The organism is Pseudomonas sp. FME51 (assembly GCF_014897305.1).
In genome coordinates this window covers 594,313-612,815 of the sequence record NZ_JABUYN010000001.1, presented here as the reverse complement: position 1 = coordinate 612,815, position 18,503 = coordinate 594,313, and the positions used below count along the sequence as shown (strand labels likewise).

Genomic DNA, 18,503 nt, shown 5'->3' with positions numbered 1-18,503 from the left:
CTAATACACAGCTCGCCACCATCGTTGTTAAAGAACATCAACGTGCTGTGTTCCGTTGATGTTCTTAGTTTATTAAATACTAAAATACAGGTCAAGTATTTACTAAACACTATTTAGTTAATGGTTAACAAAACCATGAATGTTAAGCAAATTTATTTGTAAAAAACTTAGATTGTAGCGCAGATCACTTTTGGATGAATGGAAGATGAAAAAGAAAAGCCCTATCCTAAGTTGAAAGGGCTATATTATTGTTGCGAGAGAATGAATTGGACTTGAAAATTCCTTAGAAGCTCATTAGTTCTAATAGTTTTAACATTAAAATAATCACAAATATCAGGTATTTTTGGCTTACAACTATTGTTTTTATCTCTAATTTCGTGAGTAACCACAATGGAGTTTGTTGCTTTTGCTTTTGCTATGATCCATGGATCTGCAACGGATAAAAAGTTTTGTATATGGGGTAAGCTATTTTTATGTCTTGGTGTATATTCTTTTTGAACATAATTTGCAATAGCACGAAAATGTACTTGAGTTTCCTGATCATCAATGCTTTGGAAACAATGCCTTATGTTTTTTGACCAAGAACATATTTCATCATCTCGTTTTTGTAATTCATCAAAGACATTTCGAATACTTATTAATTGTCCATCTATGAATTTAGAACCCATAAATTCCCAGAAACCAGGACATAAATCAAAACAATAATAATCATTTTGAGCTTGAATAAATATATTTGCGTCAATTAGATAGCTCAAAGCCCGAACTCCTTCTGAGCAAATGCATATAGTTTATTTGGCTGTATTCCTGTTAAACTTTGAGCCTCTCTTAAAAGTATTTTTCCTTCTAACGCCTGAGTAATCACGGCAATAGTAAGACGCTCACTAGTTCTCACTTTTTGGTTGCGATTATAATCGCCACCACTAGAGGTACTTTTTTCATTTATTATACTTACGTATTGTGTATATTCATGTTTGCTTATCAGTTTTAAATCTACAGCTCGCCTAGCTATTACCCAGCTACTAACTCTGAAAATATCTCTCAACATATCAATATTTTCTTCAAGAGATATACTATTATTCCATTTTTCTAAAAATATTATTTCTGGAGTTAAATATTCAGCAGCAGCAGCATTGCAAATCATCTCTTCTTTTTCTCGAGAGTTTATAGATAGATCAGATATTGCGGACTGGCCGAGAATCAGATGAGATAACTCATGAACCAAAGTAAATATTTGTGCTGCTTTTGCATCGTTAGTGTTAATAAAAATTACTGGTGCTATCTTATCTGCGATACAGAACCCTCGAAAATCATCAACACTAATAGGTCTTGTATTATTGCTTTTTACAACACCACTTCTCATGACTAGAATTCCAAGAGACTCTATTTTTTTTACTAATACGGAGAAAAAATCCCTCCATTTACCTCTAGTTGGCGGAATTTGAAGGTCAATGTATTCTTTTATTGTAGCTACAATTTGCTTAGGGTGACTATTAGGTGGGAGCTTACCAATTAGCTCAACTTCAGGTATCCCATTGGATAAGGCATAATCTCTATACCAATCTTGTTTAATTAACACATCACTAATAGTGTCTTTTAGTGCTACACTCACCTCGTTATTTCTACTTCCCACAGTTCTCCTATCTGGGATTGGTAGATTTTCTTCTGGTGGCGTATTGAGATATAAATACCCAAACGGTATTTTTGTTATATTTGCATATCGTTGCGCTTGTGCAAAAGAGATAGGTTCTTTACCTTCTTCCCATGCAATAATTACATCAACAGGCTTTTTGAATTTTTCAGCAATATAATCCACAGAGAGAGAAGCTCTGCATCTCGCCCATGTAAGTATATTGTTGTTTATAAATGCCTGTGTCATTGTATGCCTTGATATGTTATACGCTATTCTCTTTATTTGAGTATGTATTTAACTGAATAAAATATCAATTTGGTTATACCTATTATTTCTTATACATCACAACATCTTTCTAAAGATGCTATGAGGCTACTAAAAAAGTGTTTTACCTGTTTTTTCACAGATATCAATAAACTTGATAGGTTTAACTATAGCTGCGACATAATGAATTGTATCTACTTGATCTGGTGATAACGTTATTGGTTTATGTGAGTTGTTGATACTGGTGAACTGATAGTCGCCATCTCTAGTCTTATTAAAGATTTTTATCATGTTGTGACCATCAATCGTGCGTACAAATACCTCGTCACCTGTTTTTACTGATGTATTCGGTTCAACGACAACATACTCACCTGATTGAATGCGAGGCCACATGCTGTCACCTTTAACTTTAAGCCCGTATGCATCAACATCATCACTGTATATTTTTAACCATCCACTATGGGCTTCAATCATATCAACAGCACCATCGACACCTAGAAATGCTTCGCCACGTACTTTGACTAAACCTGATGGTACTTTACCTATGAATTCAACCTCATCATCCTGAATATCTTGGGTATCCAGATAACCAATAGGCATCCCATAGTCTCTTTCTAGACGACGAGCTGCCTTCTCTCCAAACGATGATTTACCACTCATCAGTTGAGATATATAGCTTTTCTCTTTAGTGGGCAGGGTTTTACCTTTAAACCACTGTGAGAGCTTTATTTGTCTTAATTTTTTTATTTCCATACCTTTATTTTGATTAGTAATGACTAAACAAGCAAATACTTGACGTTTTGTTTAGTGTTTAATAAACTCCATATTTGAAACTAATGGAGAGTAAATATGGAGTTAAAAAAATATATAGATTCACTTGAGTGGGGTGGTGCTAAAGAATTAGCTGACCAATTAGGTGTTTCGAAGTCTTTCCTTTCTCAAATGGCATCTGGTGTTAGTGCTATTTCTCCTAAACGTTGTGTTGAAATTGAAATAGCAACAAATGGTGCAGTTACACGCAGAGATTTAAGGCCGGACGATTGGTATAAAATTTGGCCTGAATTAGAAACTGTATAGTTTTATTCGCTCTTTAACAATCGCAGTTTTTGACTGCTACGGAGTCGCTGATAAAGCGACAACTTTTCCCCCAATATCAACTCATACGGAATGAGCCACGGATCATTATTGTCCCTTAGTTAACTCATAAGGACTTTAAACAATGGAATGCGCAAATACACGCAAACAATTTAATCAATTTATCTCTAATCACCTAATCGCATCAGCATTGCAAGCATTGCAAGCATTGAGAAATAAAACTCAATCTGCTGTGGCTAGAACGTTAGGTGTCCATGATTCAACAATCCTACGTCGAACTGAAAAATATCCTGAAATATGCGAAACACTTGTCGCATCGGGAATTATTGATTTTGTGATGGAAGGAGAACGAAAAATCTCAGAAGAAGAGTACCGATTTTTGTGGAAACAAATGGGTGAACTTTCTCAAATGAAAATAAAAGAAAACGCCTCGATTGCGGCAACAAACGAGGCGTGTTGTTCAATGGAATTCACCATTTAACGTACAAATACACTGTATCAATATCCAGTTTTTATCACAAGGGGAAACTTCGGTTTCCCTTTTTTGATACAGCTTTGGAATGGAGAAATTATACCATGAGACAAAGAATAAATCATGAATTTAATGGCTGTGATGAGCATAAAAACATCATGAGAAATAGGCTATTACAAGAAATAACTCCACTCGGTTGTCAGCGTTTAAAGGAAGCATTGAAAGACGCAAAATTAAGGAAAGCACATCGAGATAAGTTATTAGGAGAGCGAAAATGAGTATGCTTCTAATGGCAAAAGCCATGCAATTACAGGTAGGGAGTACAGCGCAAAAAATGGTGCTGCTGAAACTTGCCGATAATGCCAATGATAAAGGTGAGTGCTTTCCTTCTTATGAAACTATTGCACGTCATTGCGAAATTAGCCGTCAAAGTGCGATAAACCACATTAAAAGTTTATGTAAAAAAGGGTTTGTTCGTAAAGTTACGCGAAAAACTGATAAGGGGCATACTTCCAATTTATATATTCTGGATTTGGAGGCTAAATCTCTTGATGACGGTAGTCAAAATACAGTACCACCTAGTCAAAATTCTGTACCAGAGGTAGTCAAAGAATTTGACCACGGTAGTCAAACGGTTGGACTAGGGGGTAGTCAAAAATTTTTACCCAGAACCAGTCAGTCTTTTAACCAGTCAATTAACCCTAAAAAATTATCGTCTGACGACTTGAAACCTGCAAAGCAGATTTCAATTAATCGACAAACTAACATTCCTTATCAGGAAATCATGCAAGCCTTCAACGAATCAGCAGGGGATAGATTACCCAATGCCGAATCACTGAATGACAAACGCAAACGAGCAATATCCAAATTCCTGAAAGAGCTTAAAGAGCCTACAGTCGAATCAGCTAAAAATTATTTTGATTATTTTATGGAAACAGCGAGTGCTTGGTACTTTGGAGAAAATAATCGGGGTTGGCGAGCGAATTTTGATTATTTACTCAGACCAGAAACGGTACTCAAAACAAGGGAGGGAGCACTGTGATGAACCAAGTTCCGAATAATTTGATGGCGGAACAAAATGTTATTGGAGGACTCCTGCTCGACCCGCAAAGTGACAATGCTCAATCAATTTTCTCACTGCTAAAACCTGAAGATTTTTATGCCCAACACCATCAAACTATTTATCTCACCCTGCGAGAAATGTATACCCAACGTATGCCAATAGACATTATGACGGTGACGGATTGTCTGGAGTCAAAAGGGCGAATTAATCAATCAGGTGGTTTTGCCTATCTCGCTGAAATAGCAAGAGAAATACCGAGTATTGCTAACATTATGGCTTATGCGAAAAAAATTCGAGAGTGTTCTGCACAGCGTTTTGTTATCGAAAAGACGGTTGAAATTCAAAATCTCATGATGGTGCCAAGTGAGTTAAGTTTTACGGATAAAATTGAACAGGCACAACGCTTGCTTGATGAAGCTACGTCGTTTGGAAAAATGGGGAGAAAAACAGGATTACGCCGAATTGATGATGTGTTGGATGATGTTTTTACCGACATTTGTGACCGACAAGATAACCCAGAGAAACATCGAGGATTAAAAACGGGATTTAAAGATTTTGACCGCCTATTAAGCCCGAAACAGATTGTCATCGGTTCACTGTTCGTGATTGGTGCTCGTCCTAAGATGGGAAAAACAACCGTTCTCACTGAAATGGCAAAAAATGTTTCACAATAAGGTAAGCCTATATTGCTGTTCAGCATGGAGATGACAGACAAACAGCTTGTTGAACGGACACTAGCCCAACAAACCCAAATTAATTCAGATAAATTTTACCAAAAGTTAGAAGAGCATGAATGGGATAGGCTTTGCAGTGCCATCGGTCGCCTTAAAGATGAGCCGAATATTTGGGTGGATGATACACCAGGCATGTCCTTACAGCATATTCGCTCTGAAAGTCGGAAAATCAAACGCAAAGTCGGTGATATTGGGTTTATTGGTGTCGATTACCTCACTCTGATGCAAGCGGGAAAAGCTGACCGTAATGATATTGCCTATGGTGAAATCACTAAGGGGCTAAAAATATTGGCAAAAGAGCTCAATACGGTGGTTGTGTTGCTTGTGCAACTGAATCGAGGATTAGAAAACAGGGCAGATAAACGTCCCGTACCAAGTGATTCAAGAGACACAGGACAAATCGAGCAAGATTGTGATTATTGGTTAGGCATTTATCGTGATGCGGTGTACCACGATAATGCGGATGAAACGCTGACCGAAATGATTTTAAGGCTTAATCGACACGGTAAAACAGGCACCGTGTATGTTGACCAACAAGGATTGAGTATTACACCGGTCGATCAATATATGGCTGCTTATCGCGCTCAACCGAAACGAGAGCCTAAAAGGTATTGTGAAAAATCGTTTTAACTCATGAAAGTAAAAAGGAGACCTCGTGACAGATGATATCTGTCTCCATAAATCCAATCTCAACAGTATTTTCAAAGTGCTCTCCGAAATCGTGACAACAGGTAAACGCTATCGCATCAAAATCACCGAGTGGCGTGATTTAAGAACCATACCAATGAATAAAACATGGCGTATGTGGATGGAAACCACAGGCGAGTGGTTACGTGCACGTGGCGTTGTTATCGATATTAAAAATGGTGTCGGTGAAATCGTTTTATCAAAGCCCATTACTAATGAGGAAACGCATGAATATTTCGTTGGACATTGGTTAGGGCGCAATGAAAACGGTGAGCGTGAAAAAACCAGCAAGATGGATAAGGCAAGGATGCTTTACATGATGGAGAAACATGAACAATGGTGCATTGAGAAGGGAATTCCGATCATCATTCCTAGCAATTCTGAATATATGAATTTGAAAAGAAATCAAGAGGAATAATTGCTGATGGACAAATCAAAGGAAAACATAATGAAGTCGCTAAGGCGACGGCGCTGTAAAATATGTAGAGAATGGTTTCATCCTAAATACAGTAATATTTGGTGGTGTTGCCCAGAACACGGCGCAGAACTGGCAATAAAACGAAGGAATAAGGAAAAAGAAAAAGCGTTAGTAAAACTCAAAAAGGCACAAAGAGAAAAGGAAATCAAAGCAAGAGACAAACTCAAAGCCCGCAAGTTAGCAGTAAAACCTACCTCATATTTTATCAAACAAGCTCAAACTGCGTTTAATCAATATATCAGGCTCAGAGATCATGATGAGCCTTGTATTAGTTGTGGTGAAACTAATCCTCCAGATTTACATGGAGGACAATGGGATTGTGGCCATTTCTTATCTGTGGGTTCACACCCTGAGCTGAGATTTGATGAACGTAATGCATATAAGCAATGTAAATCATGTAATGGTGGAGCAGGGCGGTTTACGCATAAAAATGCCAGTGTAAGTCAAAAGTATGAGGAAAAACTTATCGAAAAATTTGGTCAAGAATTAGTTGATTGGCTACGAGGGCCTCATGAGCTTCCGAATTGGCGACGCGAAGATTATATCCAGATACGAGATAAATACAGAGAGAAGGTCAGGCAATTAAAACGAGAAAGAGAGATGAAGGTGTAATTGATTAATTAATAGGCAACAAGGTAACAAATGGTTTGGAGAAGTCTGTATGAGAGATATGCAGGAAGTTTTATCACGTTGGGGAGCGTGGTCAGCTAATGAGGGAAATAGTATCGATTACTCATCAATTGCCGCAGGTTTTAAAGGATTAATTCCAAGTTCAAGACGAAGCCGAGAGCAATGTTCAGATGATGATGGTTTAAAAATAAATAAAGCGCTATTACATTTAAAGGTAAATAATAGTTACTTATTTCAGCTGGTTATTATGTACTATGTGAAGAATTATCCTTTACGCTCAATGGCTTCAAAACTCGGTATTTCTCATAATGAAGTGGCTAAGCGATTGCAGACAGCGGAAGGATTTATTGAGGGGTGTCTATCGGTTGATAACGTAAAATTAGATATGGATAAAATAATTAGAAAACACAACATTTATAGTCTTGCGTAATTACAAAGCACAATATATTGTGTTAATAATGATTTTAATGTTACATGACTTATCTATTGAAAACCTCGTGAGTATAACGGGGTTGTATTAAGACTTCCTAAATTTCAATTCTATTTTACAAGACAAATGCTTTTCTGTGAATTTATCCAGTTATTTTCTTGTTTTTTAACCTCAAATGAGGTATAAAAAATAGAAAATTATAGCGAGGCTAATTTGATGCAAGCATTTAATCTTACAAAACCTACAGTGTTGTCAGATTCTGATGTGGTGGAATCTTACTTACAATCTATGAATCTTAGTCTTCACGATCTTACCCGCATTTTTGAACGGGGTCTATCCGGGCGTTATTCAACAACGCGAAATCACCCTTTAATTTCTAGAGGGCAGTATTTTTATGGAGAAGCAGTGAGTGGAGCTAGGGATATTCTTGCATCTAGGGGATATAAAGGATTATCTCTAAGAAATGTTGAATTGACGGTTGATAAAAATCACGCAATTTATATTTGTCGTGGCTGTAATCAAACGGGGCTTATTAATGGATATCCAGAATCCCGTATGAAAAAAGGGGATTTTACCTGTGATTTAATGGGGCTTATTCGCAATAATAATCCTGGTCAAGGCATATTAGAACTGAACGATAATCAACTAAAAATAGATTTTGGCCTTTCGAATGAAGACATTACCCCACCTTTACCTAATAAAATTGGATTAGATTTATGGTTTTTGTTGTATGATTTCGATAAGACTGACGAATATGGGCGTGTTGGTATTCGAGCCGAACTTTCGAGACCAATTTCTTATAATGATAGGAATATAGTAAATAGTTTTTCTACACGTTTGATATTAGATATTCACCAACCAGAACCGATTATCCAAGGTAGAGATACACCACAGTTTACCCAGGATATTGAACTTGATATTTCCAAAGTAGGTTAAGTATGTACCATGTTTAATTCAGAGTGTTTGCGTATAGCCAGAGAGCGGAGAGGCTTGACACAAAGGGCGTTAGCTGAGGAGGCAGGATTAACTAGTAAGACAATTTCTAATTATGAAAAAGCAGGTATTTTTGAGCCTATTGCAAGTGATAGCATGGAGAGGATATCAGCTGTTCTTGGTTATCCCATAGAGTTTTTTCTTGATAGAGATATCCCTTCTTTATCAACAGAAGCTGTGAGTTTTCGCGCAATGACAAAACTGAGTGCTCAAAAAAGAGATTCGGCGCTTAGTGCTGGAAAGTTGGCGCAAGAGTTGTCCATGTGGATTGATAATAAGTTTACCTTACCTAAGGTAAATGTGCCTAATTGTAGTTTTGATAGCTACTTAGAACCAGAACATGCTGCTAGAGCTGTTAGAGAAAGTTGGGGTATAGGTGAGTTATCAATATCTAATGTAATTCATTTGCTTGAAGCCAATGGTATAAAAGTTTTTTCTTTAGCTGAAAATTGTCTTGAAGTTGATGCTTTTTCATTCTGGATGGATGAAAAACCTTTTGTACTTTTAAATACAATGAAAACACCGGAACGTAGTCGTTTTGATGCGGCGCATGAATTAGGTCATTTAGTTCTTCATAAACATTCTAGTAATAATGGGCGACAAGCTGAATTAGATGCAGATCGTTTTGCATCAGCATTTCTAATGCCTGAGCGTAGTATTTTAGCGACAATTCCAAGAATGCCTCCATTAGAATTATTAATTTCCATGAAAAAGAATTGGAAAGTTTCTTTAGCCGCGTTGGTACGGCGTACATTTGATGTTGGGTTATCTAGTGAATGGCATTATAGACAATTATCTATTGAGTTAGCTCGGCGTGGTTATCGAACTAGTGAACCTGAAGGAATGCCAGGACGTGAAAAATCCTTAATATTAGATAAGGTATTTTCTACATTACGTTCTCAAGGGGTTAAACGAGGTGAAATATTAAAACAATTAAGATTACCAATTGATGAGCTGAGTGCATTGACTTTTAATAATAATTTCTTTATGGAAGCAATTAGTGGTAATGAAGACATACAGAGATCTAAAAATAAATTCACACCAAAATTACAATTAATTAAGTAATTGTTATCGTATGTATATATGGCTACTTATATTTTTTATATGTAGCCATAATTGCTTTTGTCAAAAATTCTAAATAGCCTAAATTCTGTCTAGGTAGTAACATCCTAGTTCAGTGACAGATTATGTTCTAGTTATTAGATATGTTAATGACTCTATAATTTGGGATATTGGTTTACATAACTAGACGTTATTGTAGTAACTGCCGTGATATAGATCGCATCCACAGCGGATGTTGACTTTTTATGCGGTTTAAGCTATAAAGCATGTTAGCATTGTGGGGGATATTGAATGAAAAAATATGGTGCAGTAAAATTTGAACTCAGAAATAGTGATGATGCGGCATATGAACTGACTGAAGATGAAATGATCTCAATTATTTATAATACGATGGTTAATTCAATGTACCTTGAAGGAGATAGGGCTCCTTTTGAAGGACAGAACCCTATAGAAACGATTCATTCTTTTGAAAAATCTTATTGTCACTATTAAAAAATATTTATTTTGTTTTTTGTTCAATTTTTTTTGTTATCTCTGTAAGTGAAAAGAAGATAATTCGGTAGAGATACCTGTTATTTGAATCGTAAATAGATTTTCTAACTGCATAATGATAGAACGTTTTGCTTTTTTTATTACCATTTAGTTTAAATAAATCCATATGGAAACCCATAGACATAGATAATATCAGCAAATACATCCTGATGGCGCGTCCATTACCATCCTCAAAAGGATGGATCCATGCCAGTTCTTTATGCAATTCGGTTAGTAACATCGCTAAGCTTTCTTTAGTTCGGATCTTTTCTAACCTTGGTTTTGATACTCGTCGAAAACAGGATCTCATGGATTTAGTAATGTCTCTTGATGGTAGAGTTTCTCTATTTCTATCCCCAACCACAACATCATGTGTTCTATATATGCCTCCCCATGGATAAAGTATTGCAAACATGGCATGGTGAACATCGCGGAATGCTAGTTCAGCCAGCGGAAGCTGGCGTTTGCTGTATTTTTCGCGAATAATTCTTAGTGTATTTAAATTGCCAAGAAGAAACTCAACTGCATCTATTTGATATTTGTATTTTATTTTTAACAAGTTGTTGGTTGGAGCGATGTACTCATGGCGATCATTAATTCCGTCACTAAGGAAAAAAACAGGTGATGATTCGCTATGGAGAACTTTTATTGTTGTACCATCAATTCTGGTATCCAGTGATATTCTTGTTATCTCTAATGTTTTTTTATCTCCAAGAAAAAATAACCCAGTGACATATCCAAAAATGAAAGACTCTTCATTATGTGTGAATTTTCGATGCACCATGACGGAATCTCCAAGTTGAATTTCTCCTTTGGGTTCCCTAGAGTGAGTAATGTATTCACAATCCATGGATAGGAGCCAAGGAGCATTCTTGATAGTTCCTTTTCCTCTAATGATTTCTCGGGTTTTCTTATTCCAGAAAAAATGCTCTATATGACCATCATTAATCACTTTTTTTAGGTGAATAATGTTGACATTATAGATGTTGCAGAGCTCTGAGGCAGATTTATATACGGTTTCGCCATGGTAGAGCCAACCAATCTTATAAATATTCATTAATGCTCCTGTCTGAAAACAGGCTTTAATCATACTATATAATTGATTATCCAGTCATCTTTGTATTCAAAATAGTGATGGCACGACGGTATAATTTGAAACGGCGGAAGCTAACCACAATTATACAATGATATAGTTTCTCTTATGGGATGGATTCTATACAGACTATGCTTCTGCTATTGATTCTACCAGCTTTAAGTTTTGTTATTATCAGCTCTAGCCGTAGTACAAAATTGGGATCTATCTCTTAGTATTTATTAATACGTTTTCCAGTTTATTACTTACTATATTAAGAACTTGTCGTTCCAACATTTCATGTGAAATTATCTCATTGTAAAAAGAAAGATGAGTAACCAATTAAGAGTTTTTTCAGTTATAGGGGACTCTTTTTAGGGGAAGTGGACAATAGGAAGTAAGCCTATCGCATCACCTGTGTAGACTTATAACCTGAAACAGATTGATGATAACCATTATGAATTGACAGTAAGTGTGCCTGGATATCAAGAAAATGACTTATCGGTTTCATTGAAAGGAAGCCGTTTATTGATTGAAGGGAAAAAAGAAGAAAAATCAGAAGAAGACAATGATAAATGGATCCACCGAGGCATATCTCAAGGGCAATTTACGTTGCAATTTGACCTCGGTAAAAATGTTAAAATAGAAAAAGCCGATTTATCAAGTGGGCTTCTGACCATCGCTATTGAGTATGAGTTACCTGAAGAAGAAAAACGGCAAACAATAGCGATAGAAAATAAAGACAAAAGATAATTGAATGTGAATAAGATTAAGGCTACGCATTATGGTGTGTAGCCTTAATTGTTTTTGTGAGGGTTTTTAATTGTATTTGGTCTGAACTAGGGTAGATAGATTGAGAACTGGTTTGAGCGAGTAGAGGAAGTTAGGGCTACAAGATGACTAATTGAATTGTGGTGATTAAGTGCAGATTATGGACTTCCAAATCACTATGCCTTCTAATTCATCAGTCGCTGGCTCAGAATTGATAACTAGGTGAGTAATCGTGTCTCTCCTAGAGTTTTTTAAACGGGATGCTGACGGATTATTCCCCGCTACTGATGCTGGAATAATCCGGACAACGAAGCGGGAGGTTTGTCGTACCATGACTGAATGGTCGACTTATCAAGCTGGAATGTGGTGATCTGATCCTGATATCTGCCAAAAGTTCATCTTTTGCTATATCAGTCATAAAAATACCAGTATATCATTTGCCAAATGACACGGGTCTTATAAGGACATGTCATGTCCGTGCCCGGCTTAATTGTTTGACTAAAATCTCAAAATTCATATTGAATAAATACTCTATCGAAAGGAAATTATCAGTGGAAGTATCTAATTGGATTCAACAAAACATACGACACTCAGCACAACTTGAACCTAATACACTCGAAGCAGTATCCGATTTCACTCTTATGTGGTCAATTTTTGAGGCTTCAGAAGCTTATAATGAGAATGTTGTAGATCAGATTGGAGCTTTTTCAAAGCGAGTCGCAAGGTATATGCCATTAGATGCGATCGACTCCCAACTATCATATTGGTCTAAACGCTATATACATGAAAGCGGTGAGCCAACAAAGCATTTCGATTACCTCTATTTTAGAGATGATTCACAAACTGAGAAATCACTTGATGTACTAAGAAATAAAGAAACTTCTTTTGAAGATAAAATCGAAGTGTGCCTCTTAATTGTCTATAGGTATCGAAATAATTTATTTCATGGTATTAAAGACATCACGTTGCTAAATGCCCAAGTAGAAAATCTTCGGAACGCGATAGAATTACTACAAATAATTATGCCATATAGCGGAAGATACCTTTTTCTCGGAGCCTAATTAGCTATATTTCATTGAATGTAAAGGGTATAAACCCTACTCAGTTGTTAAACACGAAGTAATAAAATACTAGATTGCCCATCAAATACCCGTATTTCGTAAGTTTGCCAGGCGCAGCTACTCAAATGCAGATGTTAATGTTGAATTATGAACTACAGGAAAATTTAGCGATGAAACTCGCGAGATGCTGGATAAATATATCGACTCTGTCACTACAACTAGATTTAGCCTTGAATTATAGCAGTCTTGGGTCAAATCTGAGCGGAATATCTAAATTATAAGTATAAAAGAATTACCCAACACAAAATAAAAAAATGCCGATACGCTAGGAGTCATATCGGCATATAAAATAAACGCAAGAAGCAATGTAAGTCATGTCGTACTAATTCGTATCAGACCTGTCAATTTGATACATATGTAATGATAATTATTCTCATTAATATATTCAACCCTAAATTAAATAAGGTTACTTTGTAGCCTTTTCATCTACGCCAACCACAGAATCAACACCCACTTATACCGTTCACACAAGAGCTGTGAGTCGGCACCTTATTAACTAAAATAAATCGGTAAATGTTATGTCAAAAGAGATAAGCGAATTACAGTTTAGTCTTCACTATTCCTCAGAAACAGACAGTGAAATGAATATCTCAACCATTTTAACGGCAAATATTCATACGGTTGATGGTGATACTCAACAACTGACGCAATTAATTTGCACGACATCTCCCGCAGGTAAAAAACAATATCGAATCGGTACACAAAAGATTAATGATGCTGGTGACCCATTGCTGGTGGCGATTGAATCTTATTGGCGCAAAAATACACAAGAGAGTTGTGTTTATTTGTTAGAGAAAGCGAAGCAATTTATTCAAGGACAGTTACAACAAACGAATACATGGATATCTATGTATGGTCTTGTGATTGTTTCTAATGCGTTACTGGAAGAGCAGTTGCCTGAAGGTTTATTAAGGGCATTTAATGTGTCGAAAGCTGTTTGATACTTTGAGTAAACAGAGCAAAAAATAAATATGTTGATTTGTAATTAGCTCTTACAGGTTGAACTCTCCCGAAACTCCAGAGAGTTCATATTTTTAGTTATAAGAGTTTATGGCAAATTACATACTATTTTATAAGTAGGTTTTTATAATTATTGATACATCATCGAGACTCTTCTTATTAATGAGAAGTATGCGATGCAAAGTTTTAACGGTTGAGGAATATCGGGATCAGACATTCGATAGGTAAATGTTTTTTTTGCATTAGAAGGGGAATAGTGTATACCTTCATCTTCTAATTTTAATTCTTGTTCTGAAGAGCGTATTGAATCGATAAGAGTGCAAAGTTTATTTATTCTATCTGCGGGTATTTCCGCATGTAATAATTTATGTGCAAACTGATTTCTTATCTGATCAATATGACAAAAAGCATCATATGCTTGTTTTGGCATACCTAATCGCTGAGCTAGCTTATTTTTATGTTCAAAGGACATTCTAAATCTAACATCGTTAATATTTTCTGGTTTTTCTGCAAACAAATCCTCAATATTTAGATGAGCTGATATAAAAGCTTCTAAAAAATTTTCACAAGTTAAATGTAGTGTTAAAACTGAGACGAGGGGAGTATCGGTCTCACAAATTGTTAATACAGCATTTCGAGTTTTATCATCGGCAAGAAATAATTTTTCAAATATTTTAGTATTCATTCTTTCCTCATAGGACTTTGTATGAAAATAAAAAATGAAACCATTGGATTGGCAGATCCTAATGGCCATATAGCCTGCGTTATTGGGCGCCTACCTGATAATAATGTATCAGAAGTGAATACGGAGGATAATGATATTTTTAAGTCGATGATAAAAGATAAAATTTTTATAGGTGAAACTTGGTCGGATCATGATACATCTTTATTGGCTATATGGAATTCTTTTACCGGTATACAACAGGAGGTTATAAGTAGCGTTATTCAAAGATATAAAGATGAGATATTTAATTTGGAATGTTCTCTTTATGAAAGGAATTTCGATTAGTTGGAATGTTTGGTTATTTGCGAGCACCTGAATATTTTTAATGATCCCACTGAATTCTTGAATAGCCTGTGATCATTCATTCAGCCAACCACATTGGTCTGAATCATTAATTTAATTAAGCCTTATATTTTCACTTTTAACTTTCTCACACTAATCATCAACGGACACTCCTCTGGGGGTGACTATGCGTATGGATAAATTAACCAATGTAACTTATGGAACCGCAGGCTTAACGGCATTTTTTGCCAGCCTCTCGTTATATGAATGGGGATTCGTTATCGGGATGGTGTTTAGCATGGCTCTAGGTTTAGCTACTTATTTTATGACACGTCGAGAACAACGAAAACGCACTCAATTATTTGAAGAGCTTGTTCGTCATGTTGATCCACAAAACCCGACCGAAACATTAAAAAGGCTTGCTGAATTAATGGTGAAAGTGCCAAAGGATATTTAATGTCTCTCAAACAGAAAATAGCTGCGTTAACAACAGCAGGGGCAACAGCAATCGCGTTAGTAGTAATAGCCCATTTTGAAGGTGTACGTTATGAACCTTATCGTGATGTGGCGGGTGTTCTAACAGTTTGTTATGGGCATACAGGCAAAGACATTATTCAGGGTAAGAGATACACACAACAAGAATGTGATGCCTTATTACAAAACGATTTTATTAAGACACAACAGCAAGTCGATGCATTAATCAAAGTGCCACTCGATGACTACACCAAAGCCGCTTTATATTCCTTTGCTTTTAATGTGGGTACAACCGCATTTGCTCGTTCAACATTACTCAAGAAACTAAACGCGGGTGATAGATCGAGTGCTTGTGAAGAAATGAAACGCTGGGTTTATGCGGGTGGAAAGGTTTGGCGAGGGCTTGTCAGTCGTCGAGAGGCGGAGTCAGCACTATGTCATGGAAACCTTTAATCATCATTATTAGCTTTATCCTTGCATTATTCATCACCGTTGCTGGTGGTATTTATCTCTTGATTGATAACACATGTACTAAAGACCACATTAGTTTAGAAAAACGCTGTCAGATTGCACTCTCACATCATCGGTACTAATCATGAAATACGGGAAACTCTATGTCGTCATTGTGATGGTAGGCATCATTGTGGGTGGCTATTGGGTGATTAACAGGCAAGCTAACAGGATTAATCTGTTGATAGAAAAAAACAAAGAACTAACGATTGCACTCGAAGAACAGAAGTCTATTAACACTGATTATCAAGCACGCATAATGCGATTAAACCAACTGGATATTCAATATACACAGGAGCTAGCGAATGCTAAGAATGAAATTAGTCGTTTGCGTGATATTAGTGAGCGTCATCCTAAGCGGGTGTATATCAAAGCCGAGTGTCCCAAAGTCACAACCACTCCCTCCACCAGCTTGGCTTATGCAACCACCGCCCGACCTACTGACACCGCTATCCGAAATTATTGGTTACTCAGAGAGCGAATTGCAGAGTCAGAGCAAATGATTAAAGGGTTGCAGGATTACATCAGGCAGGAGTGTGTAGGTGATTAGAGTTTTTTATATCCATACCCCTTTAATTTATATATTAAATCTATCACATAAGAGAGTAGATATCGAAAGTATAAGTGGACTCAATAAATTCTGATTTTATGGTTATTGAGTGGCTGTTTTTATTGTATTTTAACGGGAATTTATCTAAACTCTCTAAAAGGCATGTGTAATAAGCAATATCGTCTGAATTTCTTTGCAAGAATTTTACGTCGCTAACGGGTGGTTTTTTACGCATTTTTCTTTGTTGAATAATGTGAATAAAATGACTTGTTTGACTGGATAAATTACGAGTTAAGTCAGAAATAATGCTATTTTGAACTGCCGGTATGGTTAGATCCTTCGGATAATGATGTTTAAATTCAATAGTAGCAATCAAACTAGATTCATCCTTATTTACCGGATAAAGAGATAAGTCCACTGCACCATTCCTGCTTTTGGGATGTTCTGTCATTGCTAAGTAATCAGAGTTCTCATTGATAACAATGCTTATTTCATCCCTAATCTGATTCTCATGTTTTCGATTATAAAAATATAAATTAAGTTCGTGTAGTTTTTGCTTAACTCGTGGATTTTTGATTGCGTCAATTAAAGTTGAAGTAATGGTATCTATTTGGGATGTTTTCATTAGTAAATGATATTTTTGTTTGGATTGTACGTAAATCTTATCATGATAATTAATATATAGAGAAATTATGACTAAAAGCTCAGCTTGGATGGCAATCAAGTCAGTTTATTATTTCTTATGAAAGTAGTTACATAAAATATCATATCTGAAGAAGTTATGCGAAAGAGAACTAAGAAAAATAATTGGTTACTCAGAGAAGAATCAAATTAAATAATTAGATAGGTACTAGGTTATTTTAATATATAGTATTTATAATTACAGGAATTAATAGGTTGTTTTTTGTTGTTAATAAAGCTCTATTTAAATGGAAATAGATGAATAGAGCTTAATTGTAGTTCATTTATTATATCATTTTAGTGCGCAATCTTATTTCCAGAAATGATTGCTTCTGTTGCATTTTTATTTATTTCACTACATTTATTTTTAACTGCCTCTAGAGCATCACTGTCTGGTAATAACGCGTAATTTGTTATACCAATAAGAGTTGCATTATTATAAGAATCTATAAGTTCACTACATTGTTCAGAACTAACGATCGTGTCATTGAGATATTTAACGTATTCAGCTATATTTTTAAAGTCTTTGGCTAGTTTTATAGTTCCTTGTGCTGCGTAAGTAGTGGAGCTTAAAAACAGTATACTAACTATTAGTAATAATTTATTCATTATATTATCCTTTTAAATATAAATAATAGATTAAGGTTTTATGTCGTTAATTAGATATGAATTGAAATTCATTTAATTTCTATTAAATTTAATTGTTAGATAGAATATAGCAAATATTATATAGTATGCTAGTTTTTATTATTTGATTTATTAGATTGGTGTATGTATTTTTATTTTAATTTGTAAAAATTATCTATTTAAGAGAGTTGATAATAATGGATAGCCATCAGTTAACCGCTGGTGGTTTTTTTATTGGGGAAAATTTGTAATGGGATAAACCATGAAAAAGCGCAATGTCTATGGTGGTCGCTGGGCAAAGGTGCGATTAGCGTTTCTTAATGAACATCCACTTTGTGTTATGTGCCAAGAGCAAGGACGCATTACTGCTGCCACAGTAGTTGACCACATTACTCCACATCGTCTTAAAGAAGCACTTGAATCAGGTGATAAAGAACGTATCGCAAAAGCTCAAGCCTTATTCTGGGATAAAAATAACTTTCAAAGCCTATGCGAACTGCATCATAACTCAACCAAACAACGTATCGAAAAGAGTGGCAAAGTCATTGGCTGTAATGCGGATGGCATTCCTCTCGATCCCAATTCTCATTGGCATCAATAACACCATGAAATACAGGGTGGGGGCGGGGTAAAAGTTCAAACGCTTTCGCCCTGATTACCTA

Annotated in this window: 25 protein-coding genes and 1 pseudogene; 19 read left to right on the top strand and 7 right to left on the bottom strand. The window is 35.8% G+C overall.

The window, feature by feature from the left end; genetic code table 11:
- Window positions 1-245: 245 nt before the first annotated feature.
- From INT39_RS02920 to INT39_RS02910, 3 genes are all read right to left on the bottom strand, one after another.
- Window positions 246-755 carry a DUF4411 family protein gene (locus INT39_RS02920; RefSeq protein ID WP_004244714.1) on the bottom strand — a complete coding sequence of 170 codons (510 nt, stop codon included), beginning with the start codon at window positions 753-755 and terminating at the stop codon, window positions 246-248.
- On the bottom strand, window positions 752-1,876 hold the full coding sequence (locus INT39_RS02915) for an ImmA/IrrE family metallo-endopeptidase (RefSeq protein WP_004244715.1): 1,125 nt from the start codon (window positions 1,874-1,876) through the stop codon (window positions 752-754). Before INT39_RS02915 ends, INT39_RS02920 begins: the two co-directional genes overlap by 4 nt.
- Before the next feature lie 129 nt (window positions 1,877-2,005).
- The gene (locus tag INT39_RS02910; RefSeq protein ID WP_193014401.1) at window positions 2,006-2,647 is read right to left on the bottom strand and encodes a helix-turn-helix transcriptional regulator; all 642 of its coding nucleotides are present in this window, start codon (window positions 2,645-2,647) and stop codon (window positions 2,006-2,008) included.
- A gap of 96 nt (window positions 2,648-2,743) precedes the next feature.
- Between INT39_RS02910 and INT39_RS02905 the strand changes: the two genes are divergently transcribed.
- The 11 genes and pseudogenes from INT39_RS02905 to INT39_RS02855 all read left to right on the top strand — a co-directional run bounded on the left by INT39_RS02905 (window position 2,744) and on the right by INT39_RS02855 (window position 10,030).
- The gene (locus INT39_RS02905) at window positions 2,744-2,971 is read left to right on the top strand and encodes a transcriptional regulator (RefSeq protein ID WP_004244717.1); all 228 of its coding nucleotides are present in this window, start codon (window positions 2,744-2,746) and stop codon (window positions 2,969-2,971) included.
- 142 nt (window positions 2,972-3,113) lie between these two features.
- Entirely contained in the window at window positions 3,114-3,470 is a 357-nt protein-coding gene (locus INT39_RS02900; RefSeq protein ID WP_193014402.1) for a transposase family protein, read from the top strand.
- A gap of 95 nt (window positions 3,471-3,565) precedes the next feature.
- Window positions 3,566-3,739: a hypothetical protein gene (locus INT39_RS02895; RefSeq protein ID WP_004251793.1), complete on the top strand. Its 174-nt coding sequence runs from the start codon at window positions 3,566-3,568 to the stop codon at window positions 3,737-3,739.
- Window positions 3,736-4,503: a helix-turn-helix domain-containing protein gene (locus INT39_RS02890; RefSeq protein WP_193014403.1), complete on the top strand. Its 768-nt coding sequence runs from the start codon at window positions 3,736-3,738 to the stop codon at window positions 4,501-4,503. Before INT39_RS02895 ends, INT39_RS02890 begins: the two co-directional genes overlap by 4 nt.
- Window positions 4,503-5,888 (top strand): annotated as a pseudogene (locus INT39_RS02885) (replicative DNA helicase). The gene INT39_RS02890 and the pseudogene INT39_RS02885 overlap by 1 nt, the downstream one beginning before the upstream one ends.
- 25 nt (window positions 5,889-5,913) lie before the next feature.
- Entirely contained in the window at window positions 5,914-6,363 is a 450-nt protein-coding gene (locus INT39_RS02880) for a hypothetical protein (protein WP_193014404.1), read from the top strand.
- Window positions 6,364-6,369: 6 nt separating this feature from the next.
- Window positions 6,370-7,035, top strand: coding sequence for a recombination protein NinG (locus INT39_RS02875; RefSeq protein WP_226944477.1), 666 nt, complete (start codon window positions 6,370-6,372; stop codon window positions 7,033-7,035).
- Window positions 7,036-7,084: 49 nt separating this feature from the next.
- Window positions 7,085-7,483, top strand: a complete 399-nt coding sequence (locus INT39_RS02870) for an antiterminator Q family protein (protein ID WP_193014405.1) — start codon at window positions 7,085-7,087, stop codon at window positions 7,481-7,483.
- 216 nt (window positions 7,484-7,699) lie between these two features.
- Window positions 7,700-8,419: a hypothetical protein gene (locus INT39_RS02865; protein ID WP_193014406.1), complete on the top strand. Its 720-nt coding sequence runs from the start codon at window positions 7,700-7,702 to the stop codon at window positions 8,417-8,419.
- Window positions 8,420-8,428: 9 nt separating this feature from the next.
- Complete coding sequence (locus INT39_RS02860) at window positions 8,429-9,541, top strand: helix-turn-helix domain-containing protein (protein ID WP_193014407.1); 1,113 nt, start codon at window positions 8,429-8,431, stop codon at window positions 9,539-9,541.
- A gap of 288 nt (window positions 9,542-9,829) precedes the next feature.
- Entirely contained in the window at window positions 9,830-10,030 is a 201-nt protein-coding gene (locus INT39_RS02855; RefSeq protein ID WP_193014408.1) for a hypothetical protein, read from the top strand.
- Between the two features lie 7 nt (window positions 10,031-10,037).
- Here INT39_RS02855 and INT39_RS02850 read toward each other — a convergent pair whose 3' ends face one another.
- Window positions 10,038-11,126, bottom strand: coding sequence for a Fic family protein (locus INT39_RS02850; RefSeq protein ID WP_193014409.1), 1,089 nt, complete (start codon window positions 11,124-11,126; stop codon window positions 10,038-10,040).
- Between the two features lie 447 nt (window positions 11,127-11,573).
- Between INT39_RS02850 and INT39_RS02845 the strand changes: the two genes are divergently transcribed.
- From INT39_RS02845 to INT39_RS02835, 3 genes are all read left to right on the top strand, one after another.
- The gene (locus INT39_RS02845; protein WP_226944522.1) at window positions 11,574-11,894 is read left to right on the top strand and encodes an Hsp20 family protein; all 321 of its coding nucleotides are present in this window, start codon (window positions 11,574-11,576) and stop codon (window positions 11,892-11,894) included.
- 569 nt (window positions 11,895-12,463) lie between these two features.
- Complete coding sequence (locus tag INT39_RS02840; protein ID WP_193014410.1) at window positions 12,464-12,973, top strand: hypothetical protein; 510 nt, start codon at window positions 12,464-12,466, stop codon at window positions 12,971-12,973.
- Between the two features lie 578 nt (window positions 12,974-13,551).
- A complete protein-coding gene (locus INT39_RS02835; RefSeq protein ID WP_193014411.1) occupies window positions 13,552-13,974 on the top strand; it encodes a hypothetical protein in 423 nt (140 codons plus the stop codon).
- A 149-nt stretch (window positions 13,975-14,123) separates the two neighbouring features.
- Here the strand turns inward: INT39_RS02835 and INT39_RS02830 are convergent, their stop codons facing one another.
- Window positions 14,124-14,678, bottom strand: a complete 555-nt coding sequence (locus tag INT39_RS02830; RefSeq protein WP_058336192.1) for a hypothetical protein — start codon at window positions 14,676-14,678, stop codon at window positions 14,124-14,126.
- 21 nt (window positions 14,679-14,699) lie between these two features.
- Here INT39_RS02830 and INT39_RS02825 point away from each other — a divergent pair, with 21 nt between their 5' ends.
- The 4 genes from INT39_RS02825 to INT39_RS02810 all read left to right on the top strand — a co-directional run bounded on the left by INT39_RS02825 (window position 14,700) and on the right by INT39_RS02810 (window position 16,533).
- The gene (locus tag INT39_RS02825) at window positions 14,700-15,002 is read left to right on the top strand and encodes a hypothetical protein (protein ID WP_193014412.1); all 303 of its coding nucleotides are present in this window, start codon (window positions 14,700-14,702) and stop codon (window positions 15,000-15,002) included.
- A gap of 190 nt (window positions 15,003-15,192) precedes the next feature.
- Window positions 15,193-15,456: a phage holin family protein gene (locus INT39_RS02820; RefSeq protein WP_226944475.1), complete on the top strand. Its 264-nt coding sequence runs from the start codon at window positions 15,193-15,195 to the stop codon at window positions 15,454-15,456.
- Window positions 15,456-15,926 carry a lysozyme gene (locus INT39_RS02815; protein ID WP_193014414.1) on the top strand — a complete coding sequence of 157 codons (471 nt, stop codon included), beginning with the start codon at window positions 15,456-15,458 and terminating at the stop codon, window positions 15,924-15,926. Before INT39_RS02820 ends, INT39_RS02815 begins: the two co-directional genes overlap by 1 nt.
- A 142-nt stretch (window positions 15,927-16,068) precedes the next feature.
- On the top strand, window positions 16,069-16,533 hold the full coding sequence (locus INT39_RS02810) for a lysis protein (protein ID WP_193014416.1): 465 nt from the start codon (window positions 16,069-16,071) through the stop codon (window positions 16,531-16,533).
- Between the two features lie 43 nt (window positions 16,534-16,576).
- On the opposite strand, the gene INT39_RS02805 is transcribed toward INT39_RS02810, so the two are convergent.
- Complete coding sequence (locus INT39_RS02805) at window positions 16,577-17,257, bottom strand: hypothetical protein (RefSeq protein ID WP_226944472.1); 681 nt, start codon at window positions 17,255-17,257, stop codon at window positions 16,577-16,579.
- Between the two features lie 254 nt (window positions 17,258-17,511).
- Window positions 17,512-17,823: a hypothetical protein gene (locus tag INT39_RS02800; RefSeq protein WP_193014418.1), complete on the bottom strand. Its 312-nt coding sequence runs from the start codon at window positions 17,821-17,823 to the stop codon at window positions 17,512-17,514.
- Window positions 17,824-18,103: 280 nt separating this feature from the next.
- Here INT39_RS02800 and INT39_RS02795 point away from each other — a divergent pair, with 280 nt between their 5' ends.
- Window positions 18,104-18,442 carry an HNH endonuclease gene (locus INT39_RS02795; RefSeq protein WP_109395512.1) on the top strand — a complete coding sequence of 113 codons (339 nt, stop codon included), beginning with the start codon at window positions 18,104-18,106 and terminating at the stop codon, window positions 18,440-18,442.
- Window positions 18,443-18,503 lie beyond the last annotated feature (61 nt).